Annotated in this window: 15 protein-coding genes and 1 pseudogene; 10 read left to right on the top strand and 6 right to left on the bottom strand. The window is 72.1% G+C overall.

All coding sequences use genetic code 11. The annotated features are described in order from the left end of the window. Positions 1 to 327 precede the first annotated feature (327 nt). The 3 genes from H9L22_RS07580 (at position 328) to H9L22_RS07570 (ending at position 1,793) form a co-directional block, all read left to right on the top strand. Complete coding sequence (locus H9L22_RS07580) at positions 328 to 462, top strand: zinc finger domain-containing protein (RefSeq protein WP_406707826.1); 135 nt, start codon at positions 328 to 330, stop codon at positions 460 to 462. 145 nt (positions 463 to 607) lie between these two features. Continuing rightward, on the top strand, positions 608 to 1,183 hold the full coding sequence (locus H9L22_RS07575; RefSeq protein ID WP_187722237.1) for a leucine-rich repeat domain-containing protein: 576 nt from the start codon (positions 608 to 610) through the stop codon (positions 1,181 to 1,183). A 106-nt stretch (positions 1,184 to 1,289) separates the two neighbouring features. Next, positions 1,290 to 1,793: a hypothetical protein gene (locus tag H9L22_RS07570; protein ID WP_187722236.1), complete on the top strand. Its 504-nt coding sequence runs from the start codon at positions 1,290 to 1,292 to the stop codon at positions 1,791 to 1,793. Between the two features lie 57 nt (positions 1,794 to 1,850). Here H9L22_RS07570 and H9L22_RS07565 read toward each other — a convergent pair whose 3' ends face one another. Next, a complete protein-coding gene (locus H9L22_RS07565) occupies positions 1,851 to 2,516 on the bottom strand; it encodes a DNA methyltransferase (RefSeq protein WP_226966200.1) in 666 nt (221 codons plus the stop codon). A 9-nt stretch (positions 2,517 to 2,525) separates the two neighbouring features. Then, positions 2,526 to 4,064 (bottom strand): SDR family NAD(P)-dependent oxidoreductase, encoded by a 1,539-nt coding sequence (locus tag H9L22_RS07560; RefSeq protein ID WP_226966199.1) that lies wholly within the window; start codon positions 4,062 to 4,064, stop codon positions 2,526 to 2,528. Between the two features lie 121 nt (positions 4,065 to 4,185). On the opposite strand from H9L22_RS07560, the gene H9L22_RS07555 reads away from it, so the two are divergent. The 4 genes from H9L22_RS07555 to ftsY all read left to right on the top strand — a co-directional run bounded on the left by H9L22_RS07555 (position 4,186) and on the right by ftsY (position 9,921). Next, complete coding sequence (locus tag H9L22_RS07555; RefSeq protein ID WP_187722235.1) at positions 4,186 to 4,800, top strand: GtrA family protein; 615 nt, start codon at positions 4,186 to 4,188, stop codon at positions 4,798 to 4,800. A 3-nt stretch (positions 4,801 to 4,803) separates the two neighbouring features. Further along, positions 4,804 to 8,340, top strand: a complete 3,537-nt coding sequence (gene smc / locus H9L22_RS07550) for a chromosome segregation protein SMC (RefSeq protein WP_187722234.1) — start codon at positions 4,804 to 4,806, stop codon at positions 8,338 to 8,340. 94 nt (positions 8,341 to 8,434) lie between these two features. After that, on the top strand, positions 8,435 to 8,641 hold the full coding sequence (locus H9L22_RS07545; protein WP_187722233.1) for a hypothetical protein: 207 nt from the start codon (positions 8,435 to 8,437) through the stop codon (positions 8,639 to 8,641). A gap of 68 nt (positions 8,642 to 8,709) precedes the next feature. After that, positions 8,710 to 9,921 (top strand): signal recognition particle-docking protein FtsY, encoded by a 1,212-nt coding sequence (gene ftsY / locus H9L22_RS07540; RefSeq protein ID WP_187722232.1) that lies wholly within the window; start codon positions 8,710 to 8,712, stop codon positions 9,919 to 9,921. 20 nt (positions 9,922 to 9,941) lie between these two features. Here the strand turns inward: ftsY and H9L22_RS07535 are convergent, their stop codons facing one another. The 3 genes from H9L22_RS07535 to H9L22_RS18745 form a co-directional block, all read right to left on the bottom strand. After that, positions 9,942 to 10,166, bottom strand: a complete 225-nt coding sequence (locus H9L22_RS07535; protein WP_187722231.1) for a hypothetical protein — start codon at positions 10,164 to 10,166, stop codon at positions 9,942 to 9,944. Beyond that, entirely contained in the window at positions 10,154 to 10,456 is a 303-nt protein-coding gene (locus tag H9L22_RS07530; RefSeq protein ID WP_187722230.1) for a hypothetical protein, read from the bottom strand. The genes H9L22_RS07535 and H9L22_RS07530 overlap by 13 nt, the downstream gene beginning before the upstream one ends. 115 nt (positions 10,457 to 10,571) lie before the next feature. Further along, on the bottom strand, positions 10,572 to 10,856 hold the full coding sequence (locus tag H9L22_RS18745; protein WP_226966197.1) for an RNA polymerase sigma factor: 285 nt from the start codon (positions 10,854 to 10,856) through the stop codon (positions 10,572 to 10,574). Between the two features lie 24 nt (positions 10,857 to 10,880). On the opposite strand from H9L22_RS18745, the gene H9L22_RS07520 reads away from it, so the two are divergent. The 3 genes from H9L22_RS07520 to H9L22_RS07510 are packed head-to-tail and all read left to right on the top strand — an operon-like array spanning position 10,881 to position 11,751. Further along, positions 10,881 to 11,309 carry a COG4315 family predicted lipoprotein gene (locus H9L22_RS07520; RefSeq protein ID WP_226966196.1) on the top strand — a complete coding sequence of 143 codons (429 nt, stop codon included), beginning with the start codon at positions 10,881 to 10,883 and terminating at the stop codon, positions 11,307 to 11,309. 2 nt (positions 11,310 to 11,311) lie between these two features. After that, positions 11,312 to 11,485, top strand: a complete 174-nt coding sequence (locus H9L22_RS07515; RefSeq protein ID WP_187722228.1) for a DUF2231 domain-containing protein — start codon at positions 11,312 to 11,314, stop codon at positions 11,483 to 11,485. After that, a complete protein-coding gene (locus H9L22_RS07510; RefSeq protein ID WP_187722227.1) occupies positions 11,452 to 11,751 on the top strand; it encodes a hypothetical protein in 300 nt (99 codons plus the stop codon). Before H9L22_RS07515 ends, H9L22_RS07510 begins: the two co-directional genes overlap by 34 nt. A 16-nt stretch (positions 11,752 to 11,767) precedes the next feature. Here the strand turns inward: H9L22_RS07510 and H9L22_RS07505 are convergent. After that, positions 11,768 to 13,926: pseudogene (locus tag H9L22_RS07505) on the bottom strand (RecQ family ATP-dependent DNA helicase). Positions 13,927 to 14,163 lie beyond the last annotated feature (237 nt).

The raw sequence follows: 14,163 nt of genomic DNA, 5'->3' as shown, positions 1-14,163 counted from the left end.
GAATGAGCGCCACCACTGAGTGGCGAGCAGAAGGCCGTGATTCGCAAGGTCCTCCTCGAGTACTTGCGCGAACGCGAGGCACGGGAAGGAAGCGCTAGGTCGCACGATGCAACGGAGTGGGTAGATCAAAAGACGATCCCGTCGGATGCCTGGGCAACCGCCATCCGCCTTCTCAGAGGACCCGCACGTGGGGGCGTCCCGCTTCGGCGGATCTGGGGGTGAGTCGAATCGCCATTCGCCTGCCAGTTGAATGGCCACTCGCCGGCCATTCGAATCGCTATTCGTGGATGCGTCTAGCGTGGCGAGTCGGGCTACTTCGACCGCGGACTGGATGCCTACGGCGGCGAGGGGGAGGGGTGTCACCGCTGCGGAACCCCGATCCGTCGTGAACCGTTCGACGGCCGGTCATCGCACTTCTGCCCCAGGTGTCAGCGCCCGTGTTCAGGTCGTTCGGTGGCCTGACCCCGTCTGACAGACCGATGTTCGAAAAGGTGGTTTGGTGTCGTGGATTCCGTAAGTCTGTACGATGTACAGAATGGAATCGAAGGAGCAAGCATGACCCGGCGGTCCGGGGAGCAGCCTCCAGCGCCCAGCGGATGTCCTCGACATGACCGATGACGGCGTGCTGTGGATCACCGATGTCCGCGAGAAATGGAACAGCTTCCGTGTCGACTTCGAGGGGGGTGTCTTCGACGCCTCGAAGGTCGCTCCAGGGGTGCGTGCGCTCGGCCTGACGTCGGTCACGGTGCCGGACGGGGAACTGGCGAAGGTCGAGGGGCTGGAGAGCCTGGCGATCAACGGGGGATCCGCGGAACGTATCGACCTGCGCGGCTGCACGAGCCTTCGCCAGCTGATGGTCAGCCACGTGCGCGGGCTGACAGAGCTGGTGGGCGTCGAGGAATTGACCACGCTCGAGGAACTCGACCTCTACGCCCTGCCTCAGGTCCAGTCGTTCCCTCCGCTCTGGCGGCTGACAGGCCTGTGGCGGCTCGACCTCGGCTCGATGAAGGGTCTCACGACCGGCCTCTCGCCGTTCCTGGCCGCGCCGAACCTCCGTGAGGTCCAGCTGGCGTCCACCTTCCCGATCGCCCCCGGCGACGCCGAGCTGCTGCGCGACCACGCACGCATGGTCGGGTTCTCCTGGTGGGACCCCAGGGGGAACCCCGGCCGCGGACGCCCGTAGTCTCTTCGAGCTGGCTGGCCGCCGGCCGGCCCGGATGCGGGCGAATGGCCGACCACCTGAGGATGAGGTGCCACTACAGCCCTCGACCGACCTCGCGCCCGAGCACATGGTGCTGATCCACGTGACCTGCCGTGGAGACTGGGGTTACGGCGATGTCTATCCCGTCTGTGATCTCGGCGACGTGTTGCTGGAGGGTGAGCACGACTACGGGCCGGGGCTCAAGCTGATCCGCATCACGTTGTGGCAGGGAACCGCGAGGCCGGAGAAAGCCAGGATCAGGCTCCAGCGGGCCAAGGGGGTGCTCGCGATCGAGGTGCCCAGCGACCTGTCGGACGATCAGTTCCGCCAGGAAGATGCTGCTCCCGCGCAGCTCGAGCAGGGTGCGCGCGAAGTCGTGGCGGCTCTTGAGGCTGCCCGGGCGCGGGTCGCCAAGGAATTCCCAGAGTTCGCCGTCGACACCCTGCTCGACCGCGTCCGCGACACCAGCCGTCGACTACCGGCCACACCTGAGGACGCCGCTGAGCTCATCGACGCCGCCCTGCTGAAGGTTCGGACCCTTCGCGCCGCGATGGCACGCCGGGAGCAGGCTGCGCGTCAGCCGCAGTGCTGAGGGTCGCCAGGTGGGCCGTGTTGGAAGTCCTAGAAAGCACCCCCAGGGCGACTGAGGTCAGGCGGGACGACGGAAGACCAGCAGCGCGTCGGCCACCAGATCATGCGGGAGGCGGTCCCATTCGATGGTCGTGACCCCGGCCGGGTCGAGGTGGGCGGCGAGCACCCGCGCGCAGTCGGCGATCAGCGTCGTCCGGATACCCAGGTGGTCGATGTCGGCCACGTTCCACACCACGAAGCCGCCCGGCGCCACGAGCCTCGCACACTGGGCCGCGACGAGTCCGAGCTCCGCCAGGTAACGCTCGTAGTCGCCGCCCTCCAGCTCGTAGGCGGTCAACGGATCGGCATCGTGGTCGTTGACCGTCATGTACGGCGGCGACGTCAGGATCAGGTCCACCGACCCGGGGGCGACGAGTCCTGCGACGAGGCGCAGCAACTCCCGCGCGTCGCCCTCGATGACGTGCGCCTGCGGCACCCACCGGCGCAGCTGGTCGACGCGCTCCGGCAGCAGCTCGACGCCGAGCGCCCTGCGCCCCAGGGCCACCGCGCGGGCCAGGGTCGTGCCGAAGCCGGCGAACGGGTCGAACACCAGGGCCCCGGACGGCGTCAGCCGCTCGATGACGTGGTCGACGATGCCGGGGAGCATGTGGACGTCCTCGTCGGCGCCGTCGGGCCGGGCCGCGATGAACCCGGCGTGCGTGGCGGTGAGGAGGGGGTCAAGCACGGCGGCGGGTCACCAGGGGCTCGCGACGTAGTCCTTCAGGAACACCCCGTGGACGTCCTCGCCGGCCTCGCCGCGCACGATCGGGTCGTAGACGCGGGCGGCGCCGTCGACCAGGTCGAGGGGCGCCTTGAACCCCTCCTGCGCCAGTCGCACCTTGGTGTAGTGCGGGCGCTCGTCGGTGATCCAGCCGGTGTCGACGGCGGTCATGAGGATGCCGTCCGTGGTGAGCATCTCGCTGGCGCTCGTGCGGGTCAGCATGTTGAGAGCGGCCTTCGCCATGTTCGTGTGCGGGTGGCCGGGGCCCTTGTAGCGGCGGGAGAACTGTCCCTCCATCGCCGACACGTTGACGACGTAGGTGCGCCGGGCGGGGGAGGCGGCCAGGGACGCGCGGAGCCGCGCGATCAGCAGGAACGGCGCGGTCGTGTTGCACAGCTGCACCTCGAGCATCTCCACGGGATCGACCTCGTGGACGTGCTGCACCCAGCTGTTGACGTGCGCGACGTCGGGCACCAGGCCCCCCGCGTCGATGGCGCTGCCGTCTGCGTGCTTCGCGAGGGACGACGACCCGGCCGTCATCGCCAACGCCGTCAGGTCGCCCGCGGTCAGGTGCTGGGCGACCCCCTCGGCGACGGTGCCGGCCAGCGACGCCGTCGACAGCATGGGGGCGGGAACGGACGCCGAGCCGCCGGAGACGGAGGTGCCGATCGAGACCGGGTGCAGCTGCGCAGGACCGCCCAGCTTCTCGATCTCCGGCAGCGGCCCACCGGGGAGCGACTGTGTCTCGGCATCGACCAGCAGGGAATACGAGCCGGGGGAGCGCCGCACCGTCTGGGCCGCGTTGTTGATGAGGATGTCGAGCGGTCCCGCGGCCGCGACGGAGTCGGCGAGCGCGATGACCTGGGCCGGGTCGCGCAGGTCGATGCCCACGACCTTCAGCCGGTGGAGCCAGTCGGACGAGTCCGGGAGCGAGGCGAAGCGGCGGGCGGCGTCGTTCGGGAACCGGGTGGTGATGGTGGTGTGGGCGCCGTCGCGCAGCAGCCGCAGGGCGATGTGCATGCCGATCTTGGCCCGGCCGCCGGTCAGCAGGGCGCGCCTGCCCGTCAGATCGGTGCGGGCGTTGCGCTTGCCGTGGCTGAAGTGGGCGCAGGTGGGGCACAGCTGGTGGTAGAACGCGTCGACCCGGGTGTAGGGCTCCTTGCAGACGTAGCAGTTGCGTGGCCGCAGCAGGCTGCCGGCGCTGGCCGACTCCACGGAGGTGGTGAGCTCGATCCCGCGGGTCTCGTCGTCGATGCGGTCGGGGGCGCCGGTCGCGGTCCTGGCGACGACCTCGCGGTCGGCCGAGCTGACGGCGTCACGGAAGTCGCGCCGCCGTTTCTTCCGCGCGGACTTGTACATGCCGGACGTGGCGTCCCGCAGCGCGATCCGGTCCGGGTGATCCTCCGGCAGCTCATGGGCCGCACCGAGCACCCGCAGTGCCACCTCCAGGTCGGCCCTGTCGAAGGACGGCGAGGGCGCAGCGGCAGAAGCGATGTCGATGGAGTCGGTCACTGGGCTGATCCTACGGCAGCGGCCGCCTGACGCCCTCCCGACGAGGGCCCGACCGGCCCCGGTGGCCCTCCTGCGACGGCGTGGCGGTTGGTCCTGCCCACCGGTGCGGCCATACTTGACAATGCTTGGCTCGTTGGGCCTTCAGCTCAATCAGCCAGAGAGGCACCGCATGATCAAGGAACTCGTCCGCCGGTACGGCAACTCGCTGCGCCAGCTGGTGAAGTTCGGGATGGTCGGCGGGTCCGGTGTGATCGTCAACCTCATCGTCATGGTGCTGATGAACAAGGCCAACGGTGGCTCGGTGAACGCCCAGAACGTGGTCTGGAGCATCCCCGGCACCGAGTTCAACGTCCGGTTCACCGCGATCGTGTGGATCGTTGCGTTCCTGGTCGCCAACGTCTACAACTTCCAGCTGAACCGCTGGTGGACGTTCCGTTCGCACCGTCACGCGCCGTGGTTCCGCGAGTTCTGGCCGTTCCTGGCGGTCGGTTCCGTCGCGGCCGCCGTCGGCCTCGCGATCAAGATCGCCCTGACGAACCCGACCAGCCCCGTGTATCTGCCCGAGCCGTGGTTCCACGAGGAGCGCGGCCTCAACTCGCGTGAGTACTGGAGCCAGCTCATCGCGATCCTCATCACCATGCCGATCAACTTCGTGGTCAACAAGCTGTGGACCTTCCGGGCCGTGCGTGGGGCGGCCCACCCCGCCGACTCTCCTGAGGTCCAGGCCGCCGAGTAAGCCATGTACCTCAAGAAGCTCACCCTGCGCGGTTTCAAGTCCTTCGCGTCGGCGACGACGCTGCTGTTCGAGCCCGGGATCACCTGCGTCGTCGGCCCCAACGGCTCCGGCAAGTCCAACGTGGTCGACGCGCTGAGCTGGGTGATGGGGGAGCAGGGGGCCAAGTCGCTGCGCGGCGGCAAGATGGACGACGTCATCTTCGCCGGCACCACGAAGCGCGCGCCGCTCGGCCGCGCTGAGGTCGAGCTCACCATCGACAACTCCGACGGCGCCCTGCCGATCGAGTACGCCGAGGTGACCATCACCCGCACCATGTTCCGCAGCGGTGGCTCCGAGTACTCGATCAACGGCACCCAGGCGCGGCTGCTCGACGTGCAGGAGCTGCTCAGCGACTCGGGCATCGGCCGGGAGATGCACGTCATCGTCGGCCAGGGGCAGCTCGACCAGGTGCTGCAGGCGACCCCCGAGACCAGGCGCGGCTTCATCGAGGAGGCGGCCGGCGTCCTCAAGCACCGCAAGCGCAAGGAGAAGGCGCTGCGGAAGCTGGAATCGACCGGGCAGAACCTGGAGCGGCTACAGGATCTGGTGGCCGAACTGCAGCGGCAGCTCAAGCCGCTCGGCAGGCAGGCGCAGGCCGCGCGGAAGGCGGCCGTCATCCAGGCGGAGCTGCGCGACTCGAAGGCGCGGCTCCTGGCCGACGACCTCGCCTCGGCCTCCGCGCAGCTGGCGGCGGAGCTGGCCGACGAGGCCGCTGCAGCCGAGGCACAGGCCAGGGCCGAGCGCGCCGTCGCCGACGCCCAGCAGGCGGAGGAGGCCGCCGAACGGCGCCTCCGGGCCGCCGCCTCCGACTATGACGCCGCCCAGGAGCAGTGGTATGCGCTGGCCGCGCTGCGCGAGCGGGTCACGACCACGATTTCCATCTCGGCCGAGCGGATGCGGGCCGGCGACAACCAGCCGGCGCTCGACGTCGGGGGACGCGATCCGGAGGCGCTCGAGGCCGAGGCCGCCGGGATCCGCGCCCGCGAACAGGAGTTGTGCTCCGACGCCGAGGCGGCGCTGGCGGCCCTCGGAGACGCCACCCTGCGACGCAACGGCGCCGAGCAGGAACACGCCGCCGCCGAACACGCCTACAGCGCGGCACTGCGCGCCATCGCCGACCGCCGTGAGGGGCTGGCACGCCTGCACGGCAAGGTCAACTCGATCAGGTCCAGGCTGCAGGCCTCCGACGAGGAGGTCGCGCGGCTGACGACCCGCCGGGCGGAGGCGCTGGAGCGGGCGGAGTCCGCCGCCCGCGGTTACGTCGAGACCGAGTCGTCGCTGGCCGGCCTCGGAACCCACGAGTCGGACCTCGACGATGTCTTCGAGCAGGCCGAGGCCGCCGTCGCTTCCGCCGAGGAAGCCGCGGCCGCGCTGCGGAGCCGGGAGGCCGAGGTGTCGCGCACCCGGGCCGCCCTCGAGGCCCGAGTAGAGGCGCTGCGGCTGCTGACGCAGTCGAAGGACGGTTCCGCCGACCTGCTCGGCTCCGGCCGTGACGAGGTCGTCGGACGGCTGGGGGAGATGCTGACCGTCGAACCCGGCTGGGAGGCCGCCGTCGCCGCCGCGCTGCGGGGAATGACCGAGGCCATCGTCGTGCAGGGGCTCCCCGGAGCGCTCGCCGCGACCGGCTATATGGCCGACGCAGACCTGGGCCGGGCGCCGCTCGTGGTCGCGCAGGCGCCGCGACGGAACCCCGCGGGGACCGGGCGGCGGATCCGCGACCTGGTGTCCGCGCCCGACGACCTGGCCGGGGCCCTCGACCACCTGCTCGCCGGGGTCGTCGTCGCCGACGGGGCGGACCACGCGGCCGCGCTCGTCGATGCCGATGCGACCACCGTCGCCGTCACCCCCGACGGTGACATCTTCTCCGCCTGGCTCGTCGAGGGAGGGTCCGCGGCCGCCCCGTCACTCCTCGAGGTCCACGCCGAACTGGCCGAAGCCGAGCGCGCCCTCGCCGTCGCCGGGCACGACGCCGACCGGCTCCGCTTCGAGGCCGAACAGGCCGCGGTGGTGCTGGCAGAGGCCCGGGCCGGCGAGGAGGCAGCGCTGGCGGCCCTGCACGAGTCGGACGCCTCGCTCGCCGCTGTCGCGGACAAGCTGGGATCCTTCCGGCAGGCTCAGGCCGCCGCGACCCGGGAGGCCGAACGGCTCGCCGAGGCCGTCGGGACGGCGCTGCAGGCCCGACGCCGCGACGAGGAGGCCCTCACCGAGCTGGAGGCCCGGCTCGAGGCCGCCTCCGCCGAGGAGGATGTCGCGGAACCGGACCCGGAGGACCGCGACGCGAAGGCCGCTGAGGCCCGGCGGGCCCGGCAGGCGGAGATGGACGCGCGGCTGGCGCTGCGCAGCCTGGAGGAGCAGACCAAGGCGATCGGGGGACGGGCCGAGTCGCTGCAGCGGGCCGCGCAGCAGGAACGCCAGTCCCGTGCCCGCGCACGGCAGCGGGCAGAAGAGTTGCGACGCGAGGCCGAGGTCGCCCGCGTCGTCAACGAGGCTGCCACCCGACTCGCCGAGAAGGTGGAACTCGCCCGGCAGCGCGCCGCGGCCCAGCGGGACACCGCGGACAAGGCCCGGCGTGAGGCCGAGGCCGGCACCACCGCCGCCCGACACGCCGCGAAGGCGTCCGCGACCAGGCTCGACGAGATCGTCCGGGGCGCCCACCGCGACGAGATGGTCCGCATCGAGCACAGGATGCGCCTGGAGCAGCTGACCGACCGGGCCCTCGCCGAGCTGGGCCTCGAACCAGAGCAGCTGCTGGCCGAGTACGGCCCCGATGTTCCGGTGCCCGTGCTCACCCGCCCCGACGGCACCGCGCTGCAGGCCGACGACGAGCAGCCCGATCCCGTGCCCTACGACCGGGACAGGCAGGCGGCCCGGCTCCGGGCTGCGGAGCGGAACCTGGCCATCCTCGGCCGCGTCAACCCGCTCGCGCTCGAGGAGTTCGACGCCATGACGGCGCGACACCAGTTCCTCGCCGAGCAGCTTGACGACCTCCGCCGCACCCGCGCCGACCTGCTCGACATCGTGGCGCAGGTCGACCGCCGCGTCGAGGAGGTCTTCGAGGCCGCCTACCGCGACGTGGAGGCCAGCTTCGCCGACGTGTTCGCCCGGCTGTTCCCGGGCGGCGAGGGTCGGCTGGTGCTGACGGACCCCGGCGACTGGCTCACCACCGGCGTCGATGTGGAGGCCCGGCCGGCGGGCAAGCAGGTCAAGCGGCTGTCCCTCCTGTCCGGCGGTGAACGCTCGCTGGTGGCGGTCGCGTTCCTGGTCAGCCTCTTCATCGCCCGCCCGAGCCCCTTCTACATCCTCGACGAGGTGGAGGCGGCACTGGACGACGCCAACCTCGGCCGGCTGCTGGGGATCTATGAGGAACTGCGGGAGAACTCGCAGCTGCTGATCATCACGCACCAGAAGCGCACGATGGAGATCGCCGACTCCCTCTACGGCGTGACGATGCGCGGGGACGGCATCTCGACGGTGGTGTCGCAGCGACTGGCGGAGCGCTGACGACGCCCGTGCGACGCGTGTCCATCGGGGAACCGCTGGGCCCCGATGGCACACTGGAGGACATCGTCGCCGCTGCATCGGAGGGAGCAACCCGATGGATGTCCTGACCACCGCCGTGTTCGCCGTCGCGATCGTCATCGTGCTCGCGGCTGCGGCCGTCGTCTTCGTGTTCGTGGCCGCGTCGTCGGGGCACCTGCGGCTGCCCGAGGGACGCGTGTCCCGGGCGGTGAGCAAGGTCAGCCGACACCTCAACGGCAAGGGTGAGGTGCCCGCGTTCCTCGAACGCCTCGACGAACGCTGACCGGCCCGGCGGGGTCGGCGCGCGACAGGCTCAGGGGCCGGTTCCCCGCGCGCCGCTAGGATGTCCCCGTGGATTGGTTCTTCTGGGTCGTCATCGGCGTCATCGGCGTCGCACTCATCGCCGCAGGCATCATCGTCGCGGTCAGCAACCGCAGGCATCGGGAGCTGGAGGCCGGCAGACAGGCTGAGCTCGAGGCGACGGTGGCCGGGGAGGACGTCGTCGTCGCGCCCGCCGAACCCGGGACGGAGCCCCTCGCGCCGGAGCCGGAAGCTGTCCCCGCGGAGCCTGCCGTCTCCGAACCGGAGCCCGTCGCCGTCGAGCCTGAGCCCGCCGCGACCCTCGAGGCCCCCGAGGCGCCGCTGACCCGCTGGTCGCGGCTGCGTCGGCGGCTCTCCGGCAGCAACAACGCCCTGGCGCGTGCGTTGGCCGACCTGCTGTCGGTCGACAAGATCGACGCCGACGTCTGGGACGACTTCGAGACCACGCTGATCACCTCCGACCTCGGCGTCGGCCCCGCCACGGAGCTGACCGAGGCGCTGCGCCGTCAGCTTGCCGTCGACGGTGTCGCCGACCCGGCCAAGGCGCGGGAGGTCCTCCGCGCCGAACTCCTGAAGCTGGTCGACCCCAGCCTCGACCGCTCCCTGAACCTGACGCCCGCCACCGAGGGCGACCCGGCCGTCGTGCTCGTCGTCGGCGTCAACGGCACCGGCAAGACCACGACCGTCGGCAAGCTCGCACGGGTGCTCGTCGCCGAGAGGAAGACGGTGGTGCTCGGCGCCGCCGACACCTTCCGTGCGGCAGCGGCGGAGCAGCTCGCCACCTGGGGTGAGCGGGTGGGCGTCGAGACCGTCCGCAGCGACGTCGATGGCGCCGACCCCGCCTCGGTCGCTTTTGACGCCGTCGCCAAGGGCGTCGCTGACGGCACCGACGTGGTCCTCGTCGACACCGCCGGAAGGCTTCACACCAAGACCGGCCTCATGGACGAGCTCGGCAAGGTCAAGCGCGTCATCGAGAAGAAGGCGCCCGTCACCGAGGTCCTGCTCGTCCTCGACGCCACCACCGGCCAGAACGGCATGACCCAGGCCCGCATCTTCTCCGAGGTCGTCGACGTCACCGGCATCGTCCTGACGAAGCTCGACGGCTCCGCCAAGGGCGGCATCGTGGTCCAGGTCCAGCGCGAACTGGGCGTCCCCGTCAAGCTCGTCGGCCTCGGCGAGGGTGTCGACGACCTGGCACCGTTCGACCCCGAGGGCTTCGTCCAGGGCATCCTCGGCGAGTAGCCGGTGAGTCGGGCGCGTCCTCACAGGGGCGCGCTGGCCCAGACCTTCCCCTCCGGGGTGACCAGTTCCACGCCGACCACGCCCGTCCGGTCGACCGGTACGAGCCAGGCGCCTGACGGCGTCCGGCCGTAGCCGGGGTCGGCGAGGGTCCAGCTGCCCCCGCTCGTGCGGCTTTCGTCCGCGCCCAGCAGCACGCACTCGTACGTCGCGCCCGGCCGGCCCCCCGTGACGCTCAGGACCAGCACCGGCCCGGCGCCCAGCCGCACCACTCCCGCGGTGCCGATCGTCTCGCCGTCACGCCGGCGGGCATTTCCCGCTCCGCGCGGCCCGCGGCGAGCACCCGGCCGGCGAACCCGTCCGGGGGCGCGATCGACGGTGCGGCCGCGAGCGTCCCCCGGACGGCGGCGGCCAGGTCGGCGAGCGCCGCCGCACAGGCGGGACAGACGCGGAGGTGGTCGGCGACGCCCTCCGCGCCGGCGTCGCGGTGACCGAGTGCCAGTGCCGTCAGAGTGTCGTCGTCGAGATGGGCGGTCATGACTCTCCCTCCACGGCGCGTCGGAGGCGCGCCAGCCCGGTCCGGATGCGTGTCTTCGCGGTGCCAAGAGGGATCCCCTCATGGTCGGCCACCTCTTGGGCGGTGCGGCCCGCCATCACCGCGAGCAGGACGGCGCGCGCCTGCTCGGGGGCAGGGCCCGGAGCCTGCCGGCCGCCTCCGCCGCCTCCAACTGGTCGTCGATGGCCTCGGTGGGGTCGCGCAGCACGGCGGAGATCAGGTGCTCGAGGATCGCGGCGTCCGTGGCGAAGGACCTGCGGGCGCGGACGGCGTCGATGGCGAGGTTGCGGGTGATGGTCAGCAGCCACGTCACCACCGAGCCGCGGGCGGGATCGTAGCTGCCTGCGGCCCGCCAGGCCCGCAGGAACGCCTCCTGCGCCACCTCCTCCGCCAGCCCCGGTCACGGGTGATCGAAACGGCCAGCCCGAAGACCCGACGCTCGAACCTGTGCACGAACGTCGCGCCCGCCGCCAGCCCCACCGCCGACGCCGCGCTGACGCTCGCGATGGCCGACTCCTCACTCGGCAGCATCCTCGTCGACGGGGCCGGCATGACCCTCTACCTCTTCACCAAGGACGCCCCCGGCAGCAGCGCCTGCGAGGGTCAGTGCCTGATCAACTGGCCGCCGCTGGTGGGTGAACCCGCAGCAGGAGACGGTGTGGACGCCTCGCTGCTCGGGTCCTTCCAGCGCAGCGACGGCACCACGCAGGCCACCTACAACGGGTGGCCGCTGTACTACTGGAAGAACGACGCCGCGCCCGGCGACGTGACGGGCCAGAACGTCCCGGACGTCTGGTTCGTGCTCGACGCGGCCGGCAATCCGGTCTCGGGGTAGTGATGCTCGGGCTCCCGCTCCACCCGCTGATCGTGCACGCGGTGGTGGTGTTCATCCCGCTCGCCGCCCTCGGCGCCCTCCTCGTGGTGCTCTCCCGCAGGCTCCGGGAGCGCTACGGGGACTCGCCGTCCTGGTCGGCGTCGTGGCGGCGGCGTCCGGGTTCGCCGCGCTGCTGACCGGGCCGCTGCTCGCCGCCGACCTGGGGCTGACGGGCACCGCGGTCATCGCCCGCCACCAGGCGCTGGGCACGTGGACGCCGTGGGTCACACTGCTGCTCGCGGTGCTGCTGCCGCTGCACCTGCTGGCCAGAGGGCACGCCGACAAGGAGCGGCACGGGCCTCTCGTCGTCGTCACGGGTGGCGCGACGGTGCTCGCGGCCGTCGCTGGCCTCGTGCTTGTCGCCCTCACAGGCGAGGCCGGGGCGACCGCCGTCTGGGGCTGACGGTCGCCCGCCGCGGTCAGGCGACAGAGGCCAGGGCGAGCGGCAGCACCTCACGGGCACCGGCCCGCAGCAGCAGCCTGCCGGCGACCGTCATGGTCCACCGCGAGTCGATGAGGTCGTCGATGAGCAGCACCGGGCCGTCGAGGGCCGCCAGCCGGCTGGCCATGACGTCGGGCACCGCGAACCTCGTCCACAGGTCGCGGACCCGGAAGGCGCTGTTGGCGGAGCCGACGGGCTCCGACGCATGCAGGTCGAGCGGCCCGAGTGACTCGAGCCGGCCCGCCCGCGCCACGCCCTCGGCGAAGCCCTGCACCAGCGACGGCCGCGTGAGGCTGGGGATCCAGGCGACGGCGACCGGACGGGTGGCCCAGCCCCACTCCTTCAACACCCGCAGCGTCGCCCCGGCCAGCTCCGGTGGCAGCTCGCCGTCCACGCCCCGGCCGTCGGGCCCCGGCGCGAAGAGGCCACGCAGGGTGGTGCCGAAACCGAGATCGGTGAGGCGGGCGATGACACGGCCCTCGGACACGGTCTCCTCCGCCGGAATCTTGCCCTTGACCGGCTTCCCGTCGATCGTCACCCCGACACGGTCGAGACCCTGCGGCCACAGGGCCCGCGGCGCGACCGCGACGCCGACCTGATCGAGCGTGGCCCTGGCACCGGTCTCCGCGCCGAGCGACACGTCCGTCGGATACCAGGCCTCGGCGCACACGTCGCAGCGTCCACACGGCCGGCTCGCCGGGTCGTCCAGCGCCTGCGTCAGGAAGGCCATCCGGCACGAGGCCCCGGCCTGGTACTCCAGCATCGCGCGCTGCTCGGCGATCCGCGCCTCGGCGATCCGGTCGTAGCGCTCCTTGTCGTAGGCCCAGGCCTGGCCTGTCGCCGTCCAGCCGCCCTGGACGTACTCGACGACGCCGTCGACGGCCAGCACCTTCAGCAGCAGCTCGAGCTGGCCGCGCCGCAGGTCGACGCGGGCCTCGAGCGCCCCGACCGAGAGCGGGGAACCCGCCGCCGTCAGCGCCGAGATGACCGCCTCGGCACGGGCCTGCGTCGGCATGGCGTTGGTGGCGAAGTAGTGCCAGATCTCCCGATCCTCGCTGCCGGGCAGGAGCAGCACGTCGGCGCTGGCCGTGGCGCGGCCCGCGCGGCCGACCTGCTGGTAGTACGCGACGGGCGAGCTGGGGGAGCCGAGATGGATGACGAACCCGAGGTCGGGCTTGTCGAAGCCCATGCCGAGGGCGGACGTGGCGATCAGCGCCTTCACCTCGTTGTTCTTCAGCGCCTCCTCGGCGGCCAGCCGCTCCGCGGTGTCGGTGCGGCCCGTGTAGGCGAGCACCGTGTGTCCGGCCTTGCGGAGCAGCTCGGCGGTGTCCTCGGCCGACGACACCGTCAGGCAGTAGACGATGCCGCTGCCGGGCAGGTCGGCCAGATGCTGCGACAGCCACGCCAGCCGCCGCCACGAGGTGCCCAGCTCCAACACCCCGAGCCGCAGCGACTCACGCGCCAGCGCGCCGCGCAGCGTGAACACCTCGTGCCCGCCGGCAGCCATCTGCTCGGCGACGTCCGTGACGACCCGCTCGTTCGCCGTCGCGGTGGTGGCCAGCACGGGCACGTCCGCGGGCAGCTCGGCGATCAGGGTGCGGATGCGGCGGTAGTCGGGCCGGAAGTCGTGGCCCCAGTCGGAGATGCAGTGCGCCTCGTCGATGACGACCAACCCCGCCGTCGCCACGAGGCGGGGCAGCTGCTCGGCCCGGAAGCGTGGGTTGACGAGGCGTTCGGGGAGACGAGCAGCACGTCGAGCGCGTCGTCGTCGAGGAGCCGTTCGATGTCTGCCCACTCGGTGACATTCGCGGAGTTGATCGCCGCGGCCCGGACCCCGGCCCGCTCGGCGGCAGCCACCTGGTCGCGCATCAGCGCGAGAAGCGGCGAGACGATGAGAGCGGGCCCGGCCCCGGCCCGGCGCTGCAGCAGGGCCGAGATGAAGTAGACGGCAGACTTGCCCCAGCCGGTGCGCTGCACGACTAGCGCGCGGCGGTGGTGCGCCACCAGGGCCTCGATGGCCTCGAACTGGCCGTCGTGGAAGTCGGCCTCCGGCCTGCCGGTCAGCGCCCGCAGCACCTCGAGCGCCTCGTCCCGCAGGCCGTCGGTGCCGCGGTCGACCGCGCCCCGCTGGGGCACCTGCCGCGTGGGGCGGGGGACCGGCGGCGCCGTGGCCGCCTGGGCCAGGTCGGCCGGCGGCTCGTCCCACGGGTCCGGGGGCAGCTCGTCGACATCCGGCGGCGGCTCGAAATCCCAGGGGTGCGTCATGGCCCCCAGCCTTGCACGCCCCACCGACAGGGGCGCAACCCGCGGCGGCGGACTCGTGGCGGAAGGGAACGGCCCGGTATCCTGGGGACCGCTTGTAATCATCGAAGG

It is taken from the genome of Tessaracoccus defluvii, assembly GCF_014489575.1.
Lineage (GTDB): Bacteria > Actinomycetota > Actinomycetes > Propionibacteriales > Propionibacteriaceae > Arachnia > Arachnia defluvii.
This window is presented reverse-complemented; position numbering and strand designations above follow the sequence as displayed.